Consider the following 16821-nt stretch of genomic DNA (forward strand, 5'->3'; position numbering starts at 1 on the left):
CAGATGGATATCGGGACGATTCGCGGCCTCGGCACCGTCGTAGTGATGGTCGCCTTCATCGGCGTACTGCTCTGGGCCTACAGCGGCAAGCGCAAGCAGCGCTTCGACGACGACGCCCTGCTGCCCTTCGCGGACGACCCGGCAGCCATGAAGCACGTCGAGAAAGAACAAGCTTCTAGGAGCAACAAAGAATGACAACCTTCTGGAGTCTGTACGTCACCGTACTTACCCTGGGCACCATCTTCGCCCTGGCCTGGCTGCTGTTCGCCACCCGCCGCGGCCAGCGCAGCGAAGCCACCGACGAAACCGTCGGCCACTCCTTCGACGGCATCGAGGAGTACGACAACCCGCTGCCGAAGTGGTGGTTCATGCTGTTCGTCGCCACCTTCATCTTCGCCCTCGGCTACCTGGTCCTGTACCCGGGCCTGGGCAACTGGAAGGGTCTGCTGCCGGGCTACCAGGAAGTCAGCGACGGCAAGCCCTTCGCCAATGGCCAGCCGGGTTGGACCGGCGTGCACCAGTGGGAGAAGGAAATGGCCAAGGCCGACGAGAAATATGGGCCGATCTTCGCCAAATTCGCCGCCATGCCCATCGAAGATGTGGCCAAGGACCCGCTGGCGCTGAAGATGGGCGGCCGCCTGTTCGCCTCCAACTGCTCGGTCTGCCACGGCTCCGACGCCAAGGGCGCCTACGGCTTCCCCAACCTGACCGACCAGGACTGGCGCTGGGGCGGTGCCACCGCGGACATCGAGACCACCATCAAGGGTGGCCGTCACGCCGCCATGCCGGCCTGGGGCGAAGTCCTGGGCGACCAGGGCGTGCATGACGTGGCCGCCTTCGTCACCAGCAAGCTGGACGGCCGCAAGCTGCCCGAAGGCGTGACCGACGAGCAGGTCGCCAACGGCGGCAAGATCTTCGCCACCACCTGCGTCGCCTGCCACGGTCCGGAAGGCAAGGGCACCGCCGCCATGGGCGCGCCCAACCTGACGCACCCGGCCGCCTTCATCTACGGCTCGAGCTTCTCCCAGCTGCAGCAGACCATCCGCTACGGCCGCCAGGGCCAGATGCCGGCTCAGTTGGAACGCCTCGGCGGCGACCAGGTGCACCTGCTGGCCGCCTACGTGTACAGCCTGTCCCAGGGTGATGCGCAGAAGAGCGAATAAGCGCTTCCGCCCTCCCCTCGCAACACCCAGCGGCGCCGGTTCCTACCGGCGCCGCTCTATTTCGGGGGACGAAAAATCTTCCGAATATTCTGACGCGACCAACGGTCGCACCGTTGCACACCGGGCCAAGTCGTATCATGTTTAGGCGTGCAGCCATATCCTGACCCTTTCGGCATGTATCGACAGGGCGCCCTCCCACTGCCGTGGTACGCACTGATGAGCAAACAGATTCCCGTGCAAGACGTCACACCGCCCGCGAAGAAGGGTGGAGAGAACGTCGACTTATATGCCTCCCGCGAGAAGATCTACACCCGGGCCTTCACCGGGTTCTTCCGCAACCTGCGCCGTGTCGGCGGCGCTTTCCTGTTCCTTCTCTACTTCGGCACCGTGTGGCTGACCTGGAACGGTCGGCAGGCGGTGTGGTGGGACCTGCCCGAGCGCAAGTTCTACATCTTCGGCGCCACCTTCTGGCCGCAGGACTTCATCCTCCTCTCCGGGTTGCTGATCATCAGCGCCTTCGGGCTGTTCTTCATCACGGTGTTCGCCGGCCGCGTCTGGTGCGGCTACACCTGCCCGCAGAGCGTGTGGACCTGGATCTTCATGTGGTGCGAGAAGGTCACCGAAGGCGACCGCAACCAGCGCATGAAGCTGGACAGGGCGCCGATGAGCGGCAACAAGCTGCTGCGCAAGACCGCCAAGCACACGCTGTGGCTGCTGATCGGCCTGGTCACCGGCCTGACCTTCGTCGGCTACTTCGCCCCCATCCGCGAACTGCTGATGGACCTGGTCACCGGCGAGGCCGACGGCTGGGCCTACTTCTGGGTCGGCTTCTTCACCCTGGCCACCTACGGCAACGCCGGCTGGCTGCGCGAGCAGGTGTGCATCTACATGTGCCCCTACGCGCGCTTCCAGAGCGTGATGTTCGACAAGGACACCCTGATCGTCTCCTACGACCCGCGCCGCGGCGAGAAGCGCGGCCCGCGCAAGAAGACCCTGGACTACAAGGCCCAGGGCCTGGGCGACTGCATCGACTGCACCATGTGCGTACAGGTCTGCCCCACCGGCATCGACATCCGCGACGGCCTGCAGATCGAATGCATCGGCTGCGCCGCGTGCATCGACGCCTGCGACAGCATCATGGACAAGATGGGCTACCCGCGCGGGCTGATCAGCTACACCACCGAGCACAACCTGTCCGGGCAGAAGACGCACCTGGTGCGCCCGCGCCTGATCGGCTACGCCATCGCCCTGTGCGTGATGATGAGCCTGCTGGCCACCGCCATCGTGATCCGCCCGCTGGTGGGCTTCGACGTCAGCAAGGACCGCGTGCTCTACCGCGAGAACGCCGAAGGCCGGATCGAGAACGTCTACAGCCTGAAGATCATGAACAAGGACCAGCGCGACCACACCTACGTGCTCGGCGCCAAGGGCCTGGAAGGCCTGACTCTGGAAGGCCGCAAGGAAGTCCAGGTGGCCGCCGGCGACATCCTCGCCATGCCGGTGGAACTGGCAGTGGACCCGGACAAGCTACCGTCCAGCACCAACAAGATCACCTTCACCATCCAGTCGGTGGACGAGCCGTCCATCAGCAAGGAAGCCGACAGCCGCTTCATCGGCCCGGTCGTACGCTGAACCCCGGCTGAACCGCAACGCATCCCGCCCCCGCGGCGGGATGCCAGCGGCACGCGGAGCACGTAGAATCCGCCCCACCCAGGCGCGCCGCCCACCCCTCGGGCAGGCCGCTTCCGCCCCGCGGACCACGAGAGAGAAAACCCATGCAGTCGGCGCCCGCCCAACAACCCTGGTACAAGCACCTCTGGCCCTGGATCCTCATCGGCATGCTCGCCACATCGGTGTTCCTCAGCCTGACGATGGTGCGCATCGCCGTGGAGAACCAGGACACCCTGGTCAACGACAACTACTACGAGGCCGGCAAGGGCATCAACCGCTCGCTGGACCGCGAGCACCTGGCCCAGCAACTGCACATGCAGGCCCAGGTGCGCCTGGACAAGCTCACCGGCGAGGTCGAGGTGCGCCTGAAGGGCGATAGCCAGCCGGCGCAGCTGACCCTCAACCTGATCTCCCCCACCCTGGAATCCCAGGACCGCCACGTCGCCCTGCTGCCGGCCAACGAACCGGGCCGCTACACCGGCCGCCTGGACAGCGCCGTCGAAGGGCGCCGCTTCGTCGAACTGCTCGGCGAGCAGGACGGCAAGGCCTGGCGCCTGTTCGAAGAAGAGAAGCTCATCGCCGACGGCGAGATCCTCCTCGGCGACGAACCCCTCAAGGGGGATGAAGTCCAGCGCCCATGAGCGCCCCCCTGCCCTGCTACCACTGCGCACTGCCGGTCCCGTCCGGCAGCCGCTTCACCGCCCGGGTCCTCGGCGAGACCCGCGAATTCTGCTGCCCCGGCTGCCAGGCCGTGGCCGAGGCCATAGTCGCCGGCGGCCTGGAAGGCTATTACCGGCACCGCACCGAGACGGCCGCCAACCCCGAGGCGCTGCCGGCGCAACTGGGCGACGAACTGGCCCTGCTCGACCGCCCCGACGTGCAGCAGCCCTTCGTCCAGCACCAGGGCGAACTGGCCGAGACCACCCTGATCCTCGAAGGCATCAGCTGCGCCGCCTGCGGCTGGCTGATCGAAAAACACCTGCGCCGGCTGCCGGCGGTGGCCGAGGCCGGGCTCAACCTGTCCAACCACCGCCTGCACGTGCGCTGGGCCGACGGCCAGCTGCCGCTCAGTGGCCTGCTCGCCGAGCTGCGCCGGATCGGCTACGCCGCCCACCCCTACCAGCCGGACAAGGCCGCCGAGCAGCTCGCCGAAGAGAACCGCCGTTCCCTGCGCCAGCTGGGCGTGGCCGGCATGCTGTGGTTCCAGGCGATGATGGCGACCATGGCCACCTGGCCGGAATTCAACATCGACCTCAGCGCCGAGATGCACGAAATCCTGCGCTGGGTGGCGATGTTCCTCACCACGCCGATCGTCTTCTACTCCTGCCAGCCGTTCTTCCGCGGCGCCCTGCGCGACCTGCGCACGCGCCACCTGACCATGGACGTCTCGGTGTCCCTGGCCATCGGCGGCGCCTACCTGGCCGGCATCTGGACCGCCATCACCGGCAAGGGCGACCTGTACTTCGACGCGGTGGGCATGTTCGCCCTGTTCCTGCTCGCCGGCCGCTACCTGGAGCGCCGCGCCCGCGAGCGCACGGCGGCGGCCACCGCACAACTGGTCAACCTACTGCCGGCCTCCTGCCTGCGCCTGGACGAAGCCGGCAACAGCCAGCGCATCCTGCTCAGCGAACTGCGCATCGGCGACCGCGTGCTGGTGCCGCCGGGCGCGGTGCTGCCGGCCGATGGCCTGATCCTCGCCGGCCAGTCCAGCGTCGACGAATCCCTGCTCACCGGCGAATACCTGCCGCAGCCGCGCCAGGCCGGCGACAGCGTCACCGGCGGCACCCTCAACGTCGAAGGTCCGCTGACCCTGCAGGTACAGGCCCTGGGCGACGACAGCCGGCTGTCGGCCATCGTCCGCCTGCTGGAGCGCGCCCAGGCCGACAAGCCGCGCCTGGCGCAGCTCGCCGACAGCGCCGCGCAATGGTTCCTGCTGGTGCTGCTGGCGCTGGCCGCGGTAGTCGGCCTGTTCTGGTGGCAGCACGACGCCTCGCGGGCCTTCTGGGTGGTCCTGTCGATGCTGGTCGCCACCTGCCCCTGCGCCCTCTCCCTGGCCACGCCCACCGCCCTCACCGCGGCCACCGGCAGCCTGCACAAGCTCGGCCTGCTGCTCACCCGCGGCCACGTGCTGGAAGGCCTGAAGCGCATCGACACGGTGATCTTCGACAAGACCGGCACCCTGACCGAAGGCCGCCTGACCCTGCGCGCCGTGCAGCCCCTAGGCGAACTCGGCGGCGAACGCTGCCTGGCCCTGGCCGCGGCCCTGGAAAACCGTTCCGAACACCCCATCGCCCGCGCCTTCGGCCGCGCCCCGCAACCCGCCGAGGCCGTGGAAAGCCACCCCGGCCTGGGCCTGGAAGGCGTGGTCGACGGCCAGCGCCTGCGCATCGGCCAGGCCGCCTTCGTCTGCGCCCTGAGCGGCCAGCCCGCGCCGGCCATGCCCAATGAGCACGGCCAGTGGCTGCTGCTGGGCGATGCGCGCGGCCCACTGGCCTGGCTGGTGCTCGACGACCGCCTGCGCGACGACGCCCCGGCCCTGCTGCAGGCCTGCCGCGAGCGCGGCTGGCGCACCCTGCTGCTGTCCGGCGACAGCTCGCCGATGGTGCAGAGCGTGGCCGCCGAACTGGGCATCGACGAAGTCCACGGCGGCCTGCGCCCGGACGACAAGCTGGCGATCCTCAAGCAGTTGCACGGCGAAGGCCGCCACGTGCTGATGCTCGGCGACGGCGTCAACGACGTGCCGGTGCTGGCCGCCGCCGACATCAGCGTGGCCATGGGCAGCGCCACCGACCTGGCCAAGACCAGCGCCGACGCGGTGCTGCTGTCCAACCGCCTGGACAGCCTGGTGCAGGCCTTCGTCCTGGCCCGCCGCACCCGCCGGGTGATCGTCGAGAACCTGGTCTGGGCGGGGTTGTACAATGGCCTGATGCTGCCCTTCGCCGCCCTCGGCTGGATCACCCCCGCCTGGGCGGCCATCGGCATGTCGGTCAGCTCGCTGACCGTGGTGCTCAACGCCCTGCGCCTGACCCGCGTGCGCGCCCTGCCGGCGGCCCCCGAAGCCGCGCCGCTGGCCATCCCGCTCGCCGCCCACTGAAGGCGCGCAGGCCTTTTCAACGGAGTCGATATGCCCGCTCTCTACGTAATGATCCCGGTGGCGCTGATCATCGTCGCCATCGCCGTCTGGATCTTTTTCTGGGCGGTGAACAGCGGCCAGTACGACGACATGGACGGCCCGGCCCACAGCATCCTGTTCGACGACGAGGACCCCAAGCACCAGGCCGGCATCGACGAGGCCGAAGGCACCAGGGACGCCCAGGCCGAAGCCCGGGACAAGGACTCGCGCGATGCTTGAGCTGGCGCCCATGCTGGCGTCCGCGCTGATCCTCGGCCTGCTCGGCGGCGGCCACTGCCTGGGCATGTGCGGCGGCCTGATGGGCGCGCTGACCCTGGCCATTCCAGCGGAACAGCGCGGGCGCCGCCTGCAGCTGCTGCTGGCCTACAACCTCGGGCGCATCCTCAGCTACGCCGCCGCCGGCCTGCTGCTGGGCCTGGCCGGCTGGGCCATCGCCAGCACCCCCTTCGCCTCGGCGCTGCGCGTGGTCGCCGGCCTGCTGCTGATCGCCATGGGCCTGTACCTGGCCGGCTGGTGGAGCGGCCTGACGCGCATCGAGGCCCTCGGCCGGGGCCTGTGGAAATACATCCAGCCCTTCGCCAGCCGCCTGCTGCCGGTGGCCAGCGTGCCGCGCGCGCTGCTGCTCGGCGCGCTCTGGGGCTGGCTGCCCTGCGGTCTGGTCTACAGCACCCTGCTGTGGACCAGCAGCCAGGGCTCGGCGCTGGAAAGCGCGCTGCTGATGCTGGCCTTCGGCCTGGGCACCTGGCCGGTGCTGCTGGCCACCGGGCTGGCCGCCGAACGCATCACGGCGCTGCTGCGCAAGCGCAGCGTGCGCATGGCCGGCGGCCTGCTGGTGATCCTCTTCGGCCTGTGGACCCTGCCCGGGCCGCACCAGGCGTGGCTGATGGGCCACGCGATGCACTGATCCCCCGCGCTTTTCGTAGGAGCGAGCTTGCTCGCGAACAGGCTTCACCTTGGTGCCTCGCCCGAAGAGCGCCCTCTCCCTAACCCTCTCCCTGAAGGGAGAGGGGACCGTTGGGCAGGGTTTGATGTTATGGCGTTAGCCGGCTAGTGCAGTGGCTACCGGCGGAAACCATCACCTTTCTCGGCACGGACAGGCCCCCTCTCCCTTCAGGGCGGGGCGCGCAGCCGAGGGCTGGGGAGAGGGTCACGGACTCCACCCCAACTCCAAAGCCAACCCCAACACCACTGCTCACAAGCAAGCCCCTCCAACGAGGTACCCCCTGCGACCGCTTGATGCAGGTCAAGAGGCTTTTCCCACAGTCTCCCTAGACTGCGCCGAAAAGCTCGCCTGATTCGGGGACTGCGGCATGCTCGACAATATCCGCTGGGACACAGATCTGATCCGTCGCTACGATCTGTCCGGCCCGCGCTATACCTCCTATCCCACCGCCGTGCAGTTCCACGAAGGCGTGGGCCCCTTCGACATGCTGCATGCCCTGCGCAACAGCCAGAAGGCCGATCGGCCGCTGTCGCTCTACGTGCACATCCCGTTCTGCGCCAACATCTGCTACTACTGCGCCTGCAACAAGGTCATCACCAAGGACCGCGGGCGCAGCGCGCCCTACCTCGCCCGGCTGATCCACGAAATCGAGATCGTCAGCCGCCACCTGGGCAAGGACCAGTGCGTGGAACAGCTGCACTTCGGCGGCGGCACCCCCACCTTCCTCAGCCCCGGCCAGCTGCGCGAACTCATGGGCCAGCTGCGCGCCAACCTGAACCTGATGGAGGACGACTCCGGCGACTACGGCATCGAGATCGACCCGCGCGAGGCCGACTGGTCGACCATGGGCCTGCTCCGCGAGCTGGGCTTCAACCGCGTCAGCGTCGGCGTGCAGGACTTCGACCTGGAAGTGCAGCAGGCGGTGAACCGCCTGCAGAGCTTCGACGAGACCCGCGCCATCATGGACGCGGCGCGCACCCTGCAGTACCGCTCGATCAACATCGACCTGATCTACGGCCTGCCCAAGCAGAACCCCGACAGCTTCGCCCGCACCGTCGAGCAGGTCATCGGCCTGCAGCCCAACCGCCTCTCGGTGTTCAACTACGCGCACCTGCCCGAGCGCTTCATGCCGCAGCGGCGCATCAACGTCCAGGACCTGCCCTCCCCCGCGCAGAAACTGGAAATGCTCCAGCGCACCATCGAGCAACTGAGCGCCGCCGGCTACCGCTACATCGGCATGGACCACTTCGCCCTGCCCGACGACGAACTGGCCAGCGCCCAGGAAGACGGCACCCTGCAACGCAACTTCCAGGGCTACACCACCCACGGCCATTGCGACCTGGTGGGCCTGGGCGTCTCGGCGATCAGCCAGATCGGCGACCTCTACTGCCAGAACAGCGCCGACATCAACGACTACCAGAACAGCCTGGACAACGGCCAGTTGGCCACCCGCCGCGGCCTCTACTGCAACGCCGACGACCGCGTGCGCCGCGCGGTGATCCAGCAGCTGATCTGCCACTTCCAGCTGGACTTCGAAAGCATCGAGGAACGCTTCAACATCGAATTCCACGGCTACTTCGCCGACATCTGGGACGAGCTGGAGCGCTTCGCCAAGGACGGCCTGATCGAGCTGAGCCCGCGCGGCATCGACGTCACCGCCGCCGGCCGGCTGCTGGTGCGCAGCCTGTGCATGCTCTTCGACCATTACCTGCCGCACCAGAACCTGCAGCGGTTCTCGCGGGTTATCTGAAGGAATCTGCTTAGAGATTAAGTACGAATCTGGACTTTTTTACATAAGGTTTCGGAATAAACGCCGGAATGTTCTGAAATCCATCCGGCAAGCTGGCAGCCGAACCCTTGGGTGCGTTACCCTTGCGTTTCTTGTGCCTTTCCACCCAAGGATCAACCATGGCCGAAACCATCAAGGTGCGCGCCCTGCCGCAAGCGCATTGCAAGGATTGCAGCCTGGCGCCGCTGTGCCTGCCCCTGTCGCTGAACAACGACGACATGGACGCCCTCGACGAAATCGTCAAGCGCGGCCGGCCACTGAAGAAGGGCGAGTTCCTGTTCCGCCAGGGCGACGCCTTCGGTTCCGTGTTCGCGGTGCGTTCCGGCGCGCTGAAGACCTTCAGCATCACCGACGGCGGTGAAGAGCAGATCACCGGCTTCCATCTGCCCAGCGAGCTGGTCGGCCTGTCCGGCATGGACACCGAGGCCTACCCGGTGTCGGCCCAGGCCCTGGAGACCACCTCGGTCTGCGAGATTCCCTTCGAGCGCCTGGACGAGCTGTCCGAGCAACTGCCGCAGCTGCGCCGCCAGCTGATGCGGGTGATGAGCCGGGAAATCCGCGACGACCAGCAGATGATGATGCTGCTGTCGAAGAAGACCGCCGACGAGCGCATCGCCACCTTCCTGGTCAACCTCTCGGCGCGCTTCCGCGCCCGCGGCTTCTCCGCCCAGCAGTTCCGCCTGGCGATGTCGCGCAACGAGATCGGCAACTACCTGGGCCTGGCGGTGGAAACCGTGTCGCGGGTGTTCACCCGCTTCCAGCAGAACGGCCTGATCGCCGCCGAAGGCAAGGAAGTGCGCATCCTCGACTCCATCGAGCTGTGCGCCCTGGCCGGCGGCCAGATGGAAAGCTGAAGGCGCGACCTTCCGGTCATCGCGCAAAACGGGCTCGCCTTGTGGCGGGCCCGTTATACTTTGGGGCTTCGCAAAGCAGTCACCAGGTACCTTGCCAGCATGATCCTCAACCAGCTCGACCTGAAATCCGTGATCCGCGCGGTCCCCGACTTCCCCAAGGCCGGCGTGGTGTTCCGTGACATCACCCCGCTGTTCCAGTCGCCGCGCGCGCTGCGCTTCGTCGCCGACAGCTTCATCCAGCGCTACGTCGAAGCGGATTTCAGCCACATCGGCGCCATGGACGCGCGCGGCTTCCTGATCGGCTCGATCATCGCCTACGAACTGAACAAGCCGCTGGTGCTGTTCCGCAAGCAGGGCAAGCTGCCCGCCGACGTGCTGGCCCAGGCCTACCAGACCGAGTACGGCGAAGCCCTGCTGGAAGTGCACGCCGACAGCCTGTGCGAAGGCGACAGCGTGCTGATCTTCGACGACCTGATCGCCACCGGCGGCACCCTGCTGGCCGCCGCGCAACTGGTACGGCGCATGGGCGCCAAGGTCCTGGAAGCCGCCGCCATCATCGACCTGCCGGAACTCGGCGGCTCGGCCAAGCTGGCCGACGCCGGCATCCCCACCTACAGCCTCACCGCCTTCGCCCTCGACGAGCAGTGAGGAGCATGTAGGAGCGCGCCCTGCGCGCGAATCGCGGGCAGGGCCCGCTCCTACAGGTTGCCGGGAAGCACGGCGCTTTCCCGTAGGATGGGTTGAGCGAAGCGATACCCATCACCACGACCGCACAGGCTGTCTCGAAGACGGGCATGACGCGTAGGAGCGGACTCCGTCCGCGATGGCATATGCGCCGGCCCTGCCGGCGCAATCGCGGATAAATCCGCTCCTACAGGCAAGCACGGCTTTTCGTAGGAGCGAGCTTGCTCGCGAACAGACTCCGCTGCGGAGGCCCATTCGCGAGCAAGCTCGCTCCTACATCCTCAAATCGGCGGTGCCGAGCGCTTGAGCACCGACTTCAAGGCGAACGCCGACTTGATCCCGGCCACCCCGGGAATCTGCGTCAGGGTGGTGGTGAGGAAGGCCTGGTAGGCCGCCAGGTCCTTGACCACCACGCGCAGCATGTAGTCCGCATCGCCGGTCATCTGGAAGCAACTCATCACCTGCGGCGCCTGGACGATGCTTTCCTCGAACCGCGCCAGGTAATCACCGGTCTGTTTTTCCAGAGTGACCGAAACGAACACGCTCATGGCCCCGGACAGGCGCTCCTCGTCGAGCTGGGCGAAATAGCCCTGAATGTACCGCTCTTCCTCCAGGCGCCGCACCCGGCGCAGCGTCGGCGTCAGCGACAGGCCGATCTTCTGCGCCAGGTCGCGCCAGCTCAGGCGGCCGTCGTCGGCCAGGGCGCGGAGGATCTTGAGGTCGGTGCGGTCGATGTCGGCCATGGCGCTCACTTCTACGGAAGAGGGTTTTTGTAGTTCAAAGACACTAAATCTTCTGTCCAAAGCTAGTCAAATTGGAGCAAAAAACCAGCCGGTCACACCTATACTGAAATCACAAGAACAACGAACGAGGACCTCACCATGAGTGATGTCAGCACCTGCCGCGCTACCGCGCGCGGCACCCGCACCGTCGCCCAACCAGGCCAGTCGCACCCGCCCGGTCCGGCGTCTTCCGTCTGCTGATCCCCACCCCCGATCACAACTGGAGACCCACCATGACCGACTACGCTCCCCTCCGCCTGCACGTCCCCGAACCCACCGGGCGCCCGGGCTGCAAGACCGACTTCTCCTACCTGCACCTGTCCCCCGCCGGGGAAGTGCGCAAGCCCGACGTCGACGTCGAGCCGGCGCAGACCGCCGACCTCGCTTACAGCCTCGTGCGCGTGCTCGACGACCAGGGCAACGCCCTCGGCCCCTGGGACCCGCAGCTCAGCCACGAACAACTGCTGCGCGGCCTGCGCCTGATGCTCAAGACGCGCATCTTCGACGCCCGCATGCTCACCGCGCAGCGCCAGAAGAAAATGTCCTTCTACATGCAGTGCCTGGGCGAGGAAGCCATCGCCACCGCCCACACCATGGCCCTGCGCGACGGCGACATGTGCTTCCCCACCTATCGCCAGCAGGGCATCCTGATCACCCGCGACTACCCGCTGAAAGACATGATCTGCCAGTTGCTCTCCAACGAGCAGGACCCGCTCAAGGGCCGCCAGCTGCCGATCATGTACTCCAGCCGCGAGAAGGGCTTCTTCTCCATCTCCGGCAACCTCGCCACCCAGTTCATCCAGGCGGTGGGCTGGGGCATGGCCTCGGCGATCAAGGGCGATACCAGGATCGCCTCGGCCTGGATCGGCGACGGCGCCACCGCCGAGTCGGACTTCCACACCGCGCTGACCTTCGCCCACGTCTACCGCGCGCCGGTGATCCTCAACGTGGTCAACAACCAGTGGGCGATCTCCACCTTCCAGGCCATCGCCGGCGGTGAAGGCACCACCTTCGCCAACCGCGGCGTGGGTTGCGGCATCGCCTCGCTGCGGGTGGACGGCAACGACTTCCTCGCCGTGTACGCCGCCTCGCAGTGGGCCGCCGAACGCGCCCGCCGCGGCTTTGGGCCGAGCCTGATCGAGTGGGTCACCTACCGCGCCGGCCCGCACTCCACCTCGGACGATCCGTCCAAGTACCGCCCGGCCGACGACTGGACCAGCTTCCCCCTCGGCGACCCCATCGCCCGCCTGAAGCAGCACCTGCTGGCCCTGGGCATCTGGAGCGAGGAACAGCACGAGGCGCTGCACAAGGAACTGGAAGCCGAAGTGATGGCCGCGCAGAAAGAGGCCGAACGCCACGGCTCGCTGGTGGACGGCCACGTCTTCAGCGCCGCCAGCCTGTTCGACGACGTCTACAAGGACCTGCCGGAACACCTGCGCCGGCAGCGCCAGGAGCTCGGGGTATGAACGCCATGAATCCGCAACACGAGAACGCCCAGGCGCTCACCAGCATGAGCATGATCCAGGCGCTGCGCTCGGCGATGGACGTGATGCTCGAACGCGACGACGACGTGGTGGTGTTCGGCCAGGACGTGGGCTACTTCGGCGGCGTGTTCCGCTGCACCGAAGGCCTGCAGAAGAAGTACGGCACCTCGCGGGTGTTCGACGCGCCCATCTCCGAGAGCGGCATCGTCGGCGCCGCGGTGGGCATGTGCGCCTACGGCCTGCGCCCGGTGGTGGAAATCCAGTTCGCCGACTACGTCTACCCGGCCACCGACCAGTTGGTGTCCGAGGCGGCGCGCATCCGCTACCGCTCGGTGGGCGACTTCGTCGTGCCCATGGTGGTGCGCATGCCCTGCGGCGGCGGCATCTACGGCGGGCAGACGCACAGCCAGAGCCCGGAGGCGATGTTCACCCAGGTCTGCGGCCTGCGCACGGTGATGCCGTCCAACCCCTACGACGCCAAGGGCCTGCTGATCGCCTGCATCGAGAACGACGACCCGGTGATCTTCCTCGAACCCAAGCGCCTGTACAACGGCCCCTTCGACGGCCACCACGATCGCCCGGTGACGCCCTGGTCCAAGCACCCGCAGAGCCAGGTGCCCGAAGGCTACTACCGGGTGCCGCTGGACAAGGCGGCCATCGCCCGCCCGGGCAGCGAGCTGACCGTGCTCACCTACGGCACCACCGTCTACGTGGCGCAGACCGCAGCCGAGGAAACCGGCATCGACGCCGAGATCATCGACCTGCGCAGCCTCTGGCCGCTGGACCTGGACACCATAGTCGAGTCGGTGAAGAAGACCGGCCGCTGCGTCATCGTCCACGAGGCCACCCGCACCTGCGGCTACGGCGCCGAGCTGATGTCGCTGGTGCAGGAAAACTGCTTCCACCACCTGGAAGCCCCCATCGCCCGCGTGACCGGCTGGGACACCCCCTATCCGCACGCCCAGGAATGGGACTACTTCCCCGGCCCGGCCCGCGTCGGCGCCGCCTTCAAGCGTGCCATGGAGGTCTGAATGGGCATTCACGTGATCAAGATGCCGGACATCGGGGAAGGCATCGCCGAAGTGGAACTGGTGGAATGGCACATCAAGGTCGGCGACGAGGTCCATGAGGACCAGGTGCTGGCCGAAGTGATGACCGACAAGGCCACCGTGGAAATTCCCTCGCCGGTTTCCGGCAGGATTCTCGCCCTGGGCGGCGAGCCCGGCCAGGTGATGGCCGTGGGCGGCGAACTGGTGCGCCTGGAAGTGGAAGGTGCCGGCAACCACCGCGAAGCCGCGGCCAAAGCCCATGAAAGCGCGCCCGCCGCAGAAGCCGAAGCGAAACCCCAGCCGCTCAGGGAAGCCCCGCGCGCCGAAGCGAAACCGGCCCCTGCGCCTCGCCCGGCAGCCGCCGCGCCGGCCCCGCGCCGCGCCCCCGGCGAGAAGCCGCTGGCCTCCCCGGCGGTGCGCCAACGCGCCCGCGACCTGGGCGTGGAACTGCAGTTCGTGCAGGGCTCCGGCCCCGCCGGGCGCATCCTCCACGACGACCTCGACCAGTACCTGGCCCACGGCGGCGCGGTGGTCGCCTCCGGCTACGCCGCGCGCCACGACGAGCAGCAGATCCAGGTCATCGGCCTGCGCCGCAAGATCGCCCAGAAGATGGCCGAGGCCAAGCGGCGCATCCCGCACTTCAGCTACGTCGAGGAAATCGACGTCACCGACCTGGAGGACCTGCGCCAGCACCTCAACGCCAAGTACGGCGCCAGCCGCGGCAAGCTCACCCTGCTGCCCTTCATCGCCCGCGCGATGGTGGTGGCCCTGCGCGAGTTCCCGCAGCTCAACGCCCGCTATGACGACGAAGCCGAGGTCATCACCCGCTACGGCGCGGTGCACCTGGGCGTGGCCACCCAGAGCGACAGCGGCCTGATGGTGCCGGTGCTGCGCAACGCCGAATCCCGCGACCTCTGGGGCAACGCCGCGGAAGTGGCGCGCCTGGCCGAGGCCGCGCGCCACGGCAAGGCCAGCCGCGAGGAACTCTCCGGCTCGACCATCACCCTCAGCAGCCTGGGCGCGCTGGGCGGCATCGTCAGCACGCCGGTGATCAACCATCCGGAAGTGGCCATCGTCGGCGTCAACCGCATGGTCGAGCGGCCCATGGTGGTCAACGGCCAGATCGTGGTGCGCAAGATGATGAACCTGTCCTCGTCCTTCGATCACCGGGTGGTCGACGGCATGGACGCGGCGGCCTTCATCCAGGCCGTGCGCGCCCTGCTCGAACACCCCGCCACCCTGTTCCTGGAGTGACCGCCGTGAAGCAGAACCAGACACTGGAAACCACCCTGCTGATCATCGGCGGCGGCCCCGGCGGCTACGTCGCCGCCATCCGCGCCGGGCAGTTGGGCATCCGCACCCTGCTGGTGGAAGGCGCGGCCCTGGGCGGCACCTGCCTGAACATCGGCTGCATCCCCTCCAAGGCGCTGATCCACGCCGCCGAGGAATACCTCAAGGCCCGCGAGTTCGCAGGCAAATCGGCGCTGGGCATCAGCGTGCAGGCGCCGAACATCGACATCCAGCGCACCGTGGAATGGAAGGACGGCATCGTCGACCGCCTGACCACCGGCGTCGCCGCGCTGCTGAAAAAGCACGGCGTGGGCGTGGTGCACGGCTGGGCGCAGGTCGTCGACGGCAAGACCGTCGAAGTCGCCCTGGCCGACGGCGGCACCCAGCGCATCCACACCGAGCACCTGCTGCTGGCGGCCGGTTCGCGCTCGGTGGAACTGCCCTTCCTGCCGCTCGGCGGCAAGGTCATCTCCTCCACCGAAGCCCTGGCGCCCAAGGCCCTGCCCAAGCGCCTGGCGGTGATCGGCGGCGGCTACATCGGCCTGGAACTGGGCACCGCCTACCGCAAGCTGGGGGTGGAAGTAACTGTGGTGGAAGCCCAGCCGCACATCCTGCCGAGCTACGACGAAGAACTGACCAAGCCGGTGACGGCGGCCCTGCGCAAGCTCGGCGTGGAACTCTACCTGGGCCACAGCGTGGTCGGCCTGGAGCCCGACGGCAAGGGCCTGCGCCTGCGCGACGGCCAGGGCCAGCAACGGGTGATCGAGACCGACCAGGTGCTGGTCGCCGTCGGCCGCCGACCCAACACCGAAGGCTGGAACCTGGAGAGCCTGCACCTGGACCTGGACGGCCGCGCGGTGAAGATCGACGAGCAGTGCCGTACCTCGATGCGCAACGTCTGGGCCATCGGCGACATCGCCGGCGAACCTATGCTGGCGCACCGCGCCATGGCCCAGGGCGAGATGGTCGCCGAACTGATCGCCGGCAAGCGCCGCGCCTTCACCCCCGCAGCGATCCCGGCGGTGTGCTTCACCGACCCGGAAGTGGTGGTGGTCGGCCTCACCCCGGACCAGGCCCGCGCCAGCGGCCACGAAGTGCTGACGGCGAACTTCCCCTTCGCCGCCAACGGCCGCGCCATGACCCTGGAGGCCCACGACGGCTTCGTCCGCGTGGTGGCCCGCGCCGACAACCACCTCATCCTCGGCTGGCAGGCAGTGGGCAAGGCGGTATCGGAACTCTCCACGGCCTTCGTCCAGTCCATCGAGATGGGCGCACGCCTGGAAGACATAGCCGGCACCATCCACGCCCACCCGACCCTCGGCGAAGCGGTACAGGAAACCGCCCTGCGCGCCCTGGGGCACGCGCTGCATATCTGAGCCCCCTGCGATACCCGCCGATGGGTATCGCTGCGCTCAACCCATCCTACGTCGCACACACCTGGCACCCGTAGGATGGGTTGAGCCTGCGAAACCCATCGACGCCCACGCCGCTAGCTGCCCGCCTCCTGCGCCAACAAACGCTGCTGCAAGCGCGCCAGGAAAGCCACCTCGTACGCCGTGCGTTGCCCCTCCGGAACCTGCCCTTCGCGGCCAACCAGCAGGACCGCCCAGAGGCTGGCCGGCTCCTTTTCCATCAACCAGCGCTCGGCGCGTCGCTGCCCGGCATCGATGGCGGCCTGGCAGTCCTGCAGCCAGAACAGCTCCAGCGCCGGCTGGCCGTCAGCGGCGGGGATGTGGGTGGTGAAGAGTTTTTCAGTCGGGTGGTGCGCGCGGGTAAAAGCTGGGCGGTGCATATCCATCACTCCTGCATAGATAGGTTCGGAAGCCACCACCCAAACTTTCCACAGTTGGGGTGGCAGGCCGTGCAAGGGTGGAAATACCGGCTATGCAGGACCCGGCCGGGCCGAAGCCCGCCTTGCACGGCCCGCCATAGAACGACGTACAGCGGGCACAAAAAAGCGCCAGCTGAACAGCTATGGC

The 16821-nt window shown here is 67.7% G+C and carries 16 protein-coding genes; 14 read left to right on the forward strand and 2 right to left on the reverse strand.

The window, feature by feature from the left end:
- Positions 1 to 3: 3 nt before the first annotated feature.
- The 10 genes from ACTWJ5_RS19335 to ACTWJ5_RS19380 all read left to right on the forward strand — a co-directional run bounded on the left by ACTWJ5_RS19335 (position 4) and on the right by ACTWJ5_RS19380 (position 10201).
- Positions 4 to 195 carry a CcoQ/FixQ family Cbb3-type cytochrome c oxidase assembly chaperone gene (locus ACTWJ5_RS19335; protein ID WP_009622822.1) on the forward strand — a complete coding sequence of 64 codons (192 nt, stop codon included), beginning with the start codon at positions 4 to 6 and terminating at the stop codon, positions 193 to 195.
- Positions 192 to 1163 (forward strand): cytochrome-c oxidase, cbb3-type subunit III, encoded by a 972-nt coding sequence (gene ccoP / locus ACTWJ5_RS19340; protein ID WP_444436340.1) that lies wholly within the window; start codon positions 192 to 194, stop codon positions 1161 to 1163. Before ACTWJ5_RS19335 ends, ccoP begins: the two co-directional genes overlap by 4 nt.
- Positions 1164 to 1379: 216 nt before the next feature.
- Positions 1380 to 2795 carry a cytochrome c oxidase accessory protein CcoG gene (ccoG, locus tag ACTWJ5_RS19345; protein ID WP_074981774.1) on the forward strand — a complete coding sequence of 472 codons (1416 nt, stop codon included), beginning with the start codon at positions 1380 to 1382 and terminating at the stop codon, positions 2793 to 2795.
- A gap of 143 nt (positions 2796 to 2938) precedes the next feature.
- Complete coding sequence (locus ACTWJ5_RS19350; RefSeq protein WP_074981772.1) at positions 2939 to 3475, forward strand: FixH family protein; 537 nt, start codon at positions 2939 to 2941, stop codon at positions 3473 to 3475.
- Positions 3472 to 5928 carry a heavy metal translocating P-type ATPase gene (locus ACTWJ5_RS19355; protein ID WP_249916951.1) on the forward strand — a complete coding sequence of 819 codons (2457 nt, stop codon included), beginning with the start codon at positions 3472 to 3474 and terminating at the stop codon, positions 5926 to 5928. The genes ACTWJ5_RS19350 and ACTWJ5_RS19355 overlap by 4 nt, the downstream gene beginning before the upstream one ends.
- 30 nt (positions 5929 to 5958) lie before the next feature.
- Entirely contained in the window at positions 5959 to 6186 is a 228-nt protein-coding gene (gene ccoS / locus ACTWJ5_RS19360) for a cbb3-type cytochrome oxidase assembly protein CcoS (protein ID WP_116425068.1), read from the forward strand.
- The gene (locus ACTWJ5_RS19365; protein ID WP_009622828.1) at positions 6179 to 6871 is read left to right on the forward strand and encodes a sulfite exporter TauE/SafE family protein; all 693 of its coding nucleotides are present in this window, start codon (positions 6179 to 6181) and stop codon (positions 6869 to 6871) included. Before ccoS ends, ACTWJ5_RS19365 begins: the two co-directional genes overlap by 8 nt.
- Before the next feature lie 406 nt (positions 6872 to 7277).
- A complete protein-coding gene (gene hemN / locus ACTWJ5_RS19370) occupies positions 7278 to 8660 on the forward strand; it encodes an oxygen-independent coproporphyrinogen III oxidase (protein ID WP_074981762.1) in 1383 nt (460 codons plus the stop codon).
- 158 nt (positions 8661 to 8818) lie between these two features.
- Positions 8819 to 9553 (forward strand): transcriptional regulator Anr, encoded by a 735-nt coding sequence (gene anr, locus ACTWJ5_RS19375; RefSeq protein WP_009622830.1) that lies wholly within the window; start codon positions 8819 to 8821, stop codon positions 9551 to 9553.
- 99 nt (positions 9554 to 9652) lie between these two features.
- Positions 9653 to 10201, forward strand: a complete 549-nt coding sequence (locus ACTWJ5_RS19380) for an adenine phosphoribosyltransferase (RefSeq protein WP_074981760.1) — start codon at positions 9653 to 9655, stop codon at positions 10199 to 10201.
- 317 nt (positions 10202 to 10518) lie between these two features.
- Here the strand turns inward: ACTWJ5_RS19380 and ACTWJ5_RS19385 are convergent, their stop codons facing one another.
- Positions 10519 to 10980 carry an Lrp/AsnC family transcriptional regulator gene (locus ACTWJ5_RS19385; RefSeq protein WP_074981758.1) on the reverse strand — a complete coding sequence of 154 codons (462 nt, stop codon included), beginning with the start codon at positions 10978 to 10980 and terminating at the stop codon, positions 10519 to 10521.
- A gap of 272 nt (positions 10981 to 11252) precedes the next feature.
- On the opposite strand from ACTWJ5_RS19385, the gene ACTWJ5_RS19390 reads away from it, so the two are divergent.
- From ACTWJ5_RS19390 to lpdA, 4 genes are read left to right on the forward strand one after another with little or no spacing between them, the layout of a single operon-like run.
- Positions 11253 to 12485, forward strand: coding sequence for a 3-methyl-2-oxobutanoate dehydrogenase (2-methylpropanoyl-transferring) subunit alpha (locus ACTWJ5_RS19390; RefSeq protein WP_444436341.1), 1233 nt, complete (start codon positions 11253 to 11255; stop codon positions 12483 to 12485).
- On the forward strand, positions 12482 to 13534 hold the full coding sequence (locus ACTWJ5_RS19395; RefSeq protein WP_009622837.1) for an alpha-ketoacid dehydrogenase subunit beta: 1053 nt from the start codon (positions 12482 to 12484) through the stop codon (positions 13532 to 13534). Before ACTWJ5_RS19390 ends, ACTWJ5_RS19395 begins: the two co-directional genes overlap by 4 nt.
- Positions 13535 to 14806 carry a dihydrolipoamide acetyltransferase family protein gene (locus ACTWJ5_RS19400; RefSeq protein ID WP_444436342.1) on the forward strand — a complete coding sequence of 424 codons (1272 nt, stop codon included), beginning with the start codon at positions 13535 to 13537 and terminating at the stop codon, positions 14804 to 14806. It begins immediately after the preceding gene.
- A gap of 5 nt (positions 14807 to 14811) precedes the next feature.
- Positions 14812 to 16218, forward strand: a complete 1407-nt coding sequence (gene lpdA, locus ACTWJ5_RS19405; RefSeq protein ID WP_069864502.1) for a dihydrolipoyl dehydrogenase — start codon at positions 14812 to 14814, stop codon at positions 16216 to 16218.
- Positions 16219 to 16331: 113 nt separating this feature from the next.
- Here the strand turns inward: lpdA and ACTWJ5_RS19410 are convergent, their stop codons facing one another.
- Positions 16332 to 16640, reverse strand: a complete 309-nt coding sequence (locus tag ACTWJ5_RS19410) for a LasR-specific antiactivator QslA (protein WP_253390605.1) — start codon at positions 16638 to 16640, stop codon at positions 16332 to 16334.
- Between the last annotated feature and the right edge of the window lie 181 nt (positions 16641 to 16821).

Origin of the sequence: Pseudomonas sp. A6 (assembly GCF_052367875.1) — a bacterium.
In the GTDB taxonomy this organism is placed as follows: Bacteria; Pseudomonadota; Gammaproteobacteria; order Pseudomonadales; family Pseudomonadaceae; genus Pseudomonas; species Pseudomonas citronellolis.

Coding starts and splice junctions, on each gene's coding strand:
- ACTWJ5_RS19335 (WP_009622822.1), top strand. CDS start 4: ATGGATATCGGGACGATTCGCGGCCTCGGCACCGTCGTAGTGATGGTC.
- ccoP (WP_444436340.1), top strand. CDS start 192: ATGACAACCTTCTGGAGTCTGTACGTCACCGTACTTACCCTGGGCACC.
- ccoG (WP_074981774.1), top strand. CDS start 1,380: ATGAGCAAACAGATTCCCGTGCAAGACGTCACACCGCCCGCGAAGAAG.
- ACTWJ5_RS19350 (WP_074981772.1), top strand. CDS start 2,939: ATGCAGTCGGCGCCCGCCCAACAACCCTGGTACAAGCACCTCTGGCCC.
- ACTWJ5_RS19355 (WP_249916951.1), top strand. CDS start 3,472: ATGAGCGCCCCCCTGCCCTGCTACCACTGCGCACTGCCGGTCCCGTCC.
- ccoS (WP_116425068.1), top strand. CDS start 5,959: ATGCCCGCTCTCTACGTAATGATCCCGGTGGCGCTGATCATCGTCGCC.
- ACTWJ5_RS19365 (WP_009622828.1), top strand. CDS start 6,179: ATGCTTGAGCTGGCGCCCATGCTGGCGTCCGCGCTGATCCTCGGCCTG.
- hemN (WP_074981762.1), top strand. CDS start 7,278: ATGCTCGACAATATCCGCTGGGACACAGATCTGATCCGTCGCTACGAT.
- anr (WP_009622830.1), top strand. CDS start 8,819: ATGGCCGAAACCATCAAGGTGCGCGCCCTGCCGCAAGCGCATTGCAAG.
- ACTWJ5_RS19380 (WP_074981760.1), top strand. CDS start 9,653: ATGATCCTCAACCAGCTCGACCTGAAATCCGTGATCCGCGCGGTCCCC.
- ACTWJ5_RS19385 (WP_074981758.1), bottom strand. CDS start 10,980: ATGGCCGACATCGACCGCACCGACCTCAAGATCCTCCGCGCCCTGGCC.
- ACTWJ5_RS19390 (WP_444436341.1), top strand. CDS start 11,253: ATGACCGACTACGCTCCCCTCCGCCTGCACGTCCCCGAACCCACCGGG.
- ACTWJ5_RS19395 (WP_009622837.1), top strand. CDS start 12,482: ATGAACGCCATGAATCCGCAACACGAGAACGCCCAGGCGCTCACCAGC.
- ACTWJ5_RS19400 (WP_444436342.1), top strand. CDS start 13,535: ATGGGCATTCACGTGATCAAGATGCCGGACATCGGGGAAGGCATCGCC.
- ACTWJ5_RS19410 (WP_253390605.1), bottom strand. CDS start 16,640: ATGGATATGCACCGCCCAGCTTTTACCCGCGCGCACCACCCGACTGAA.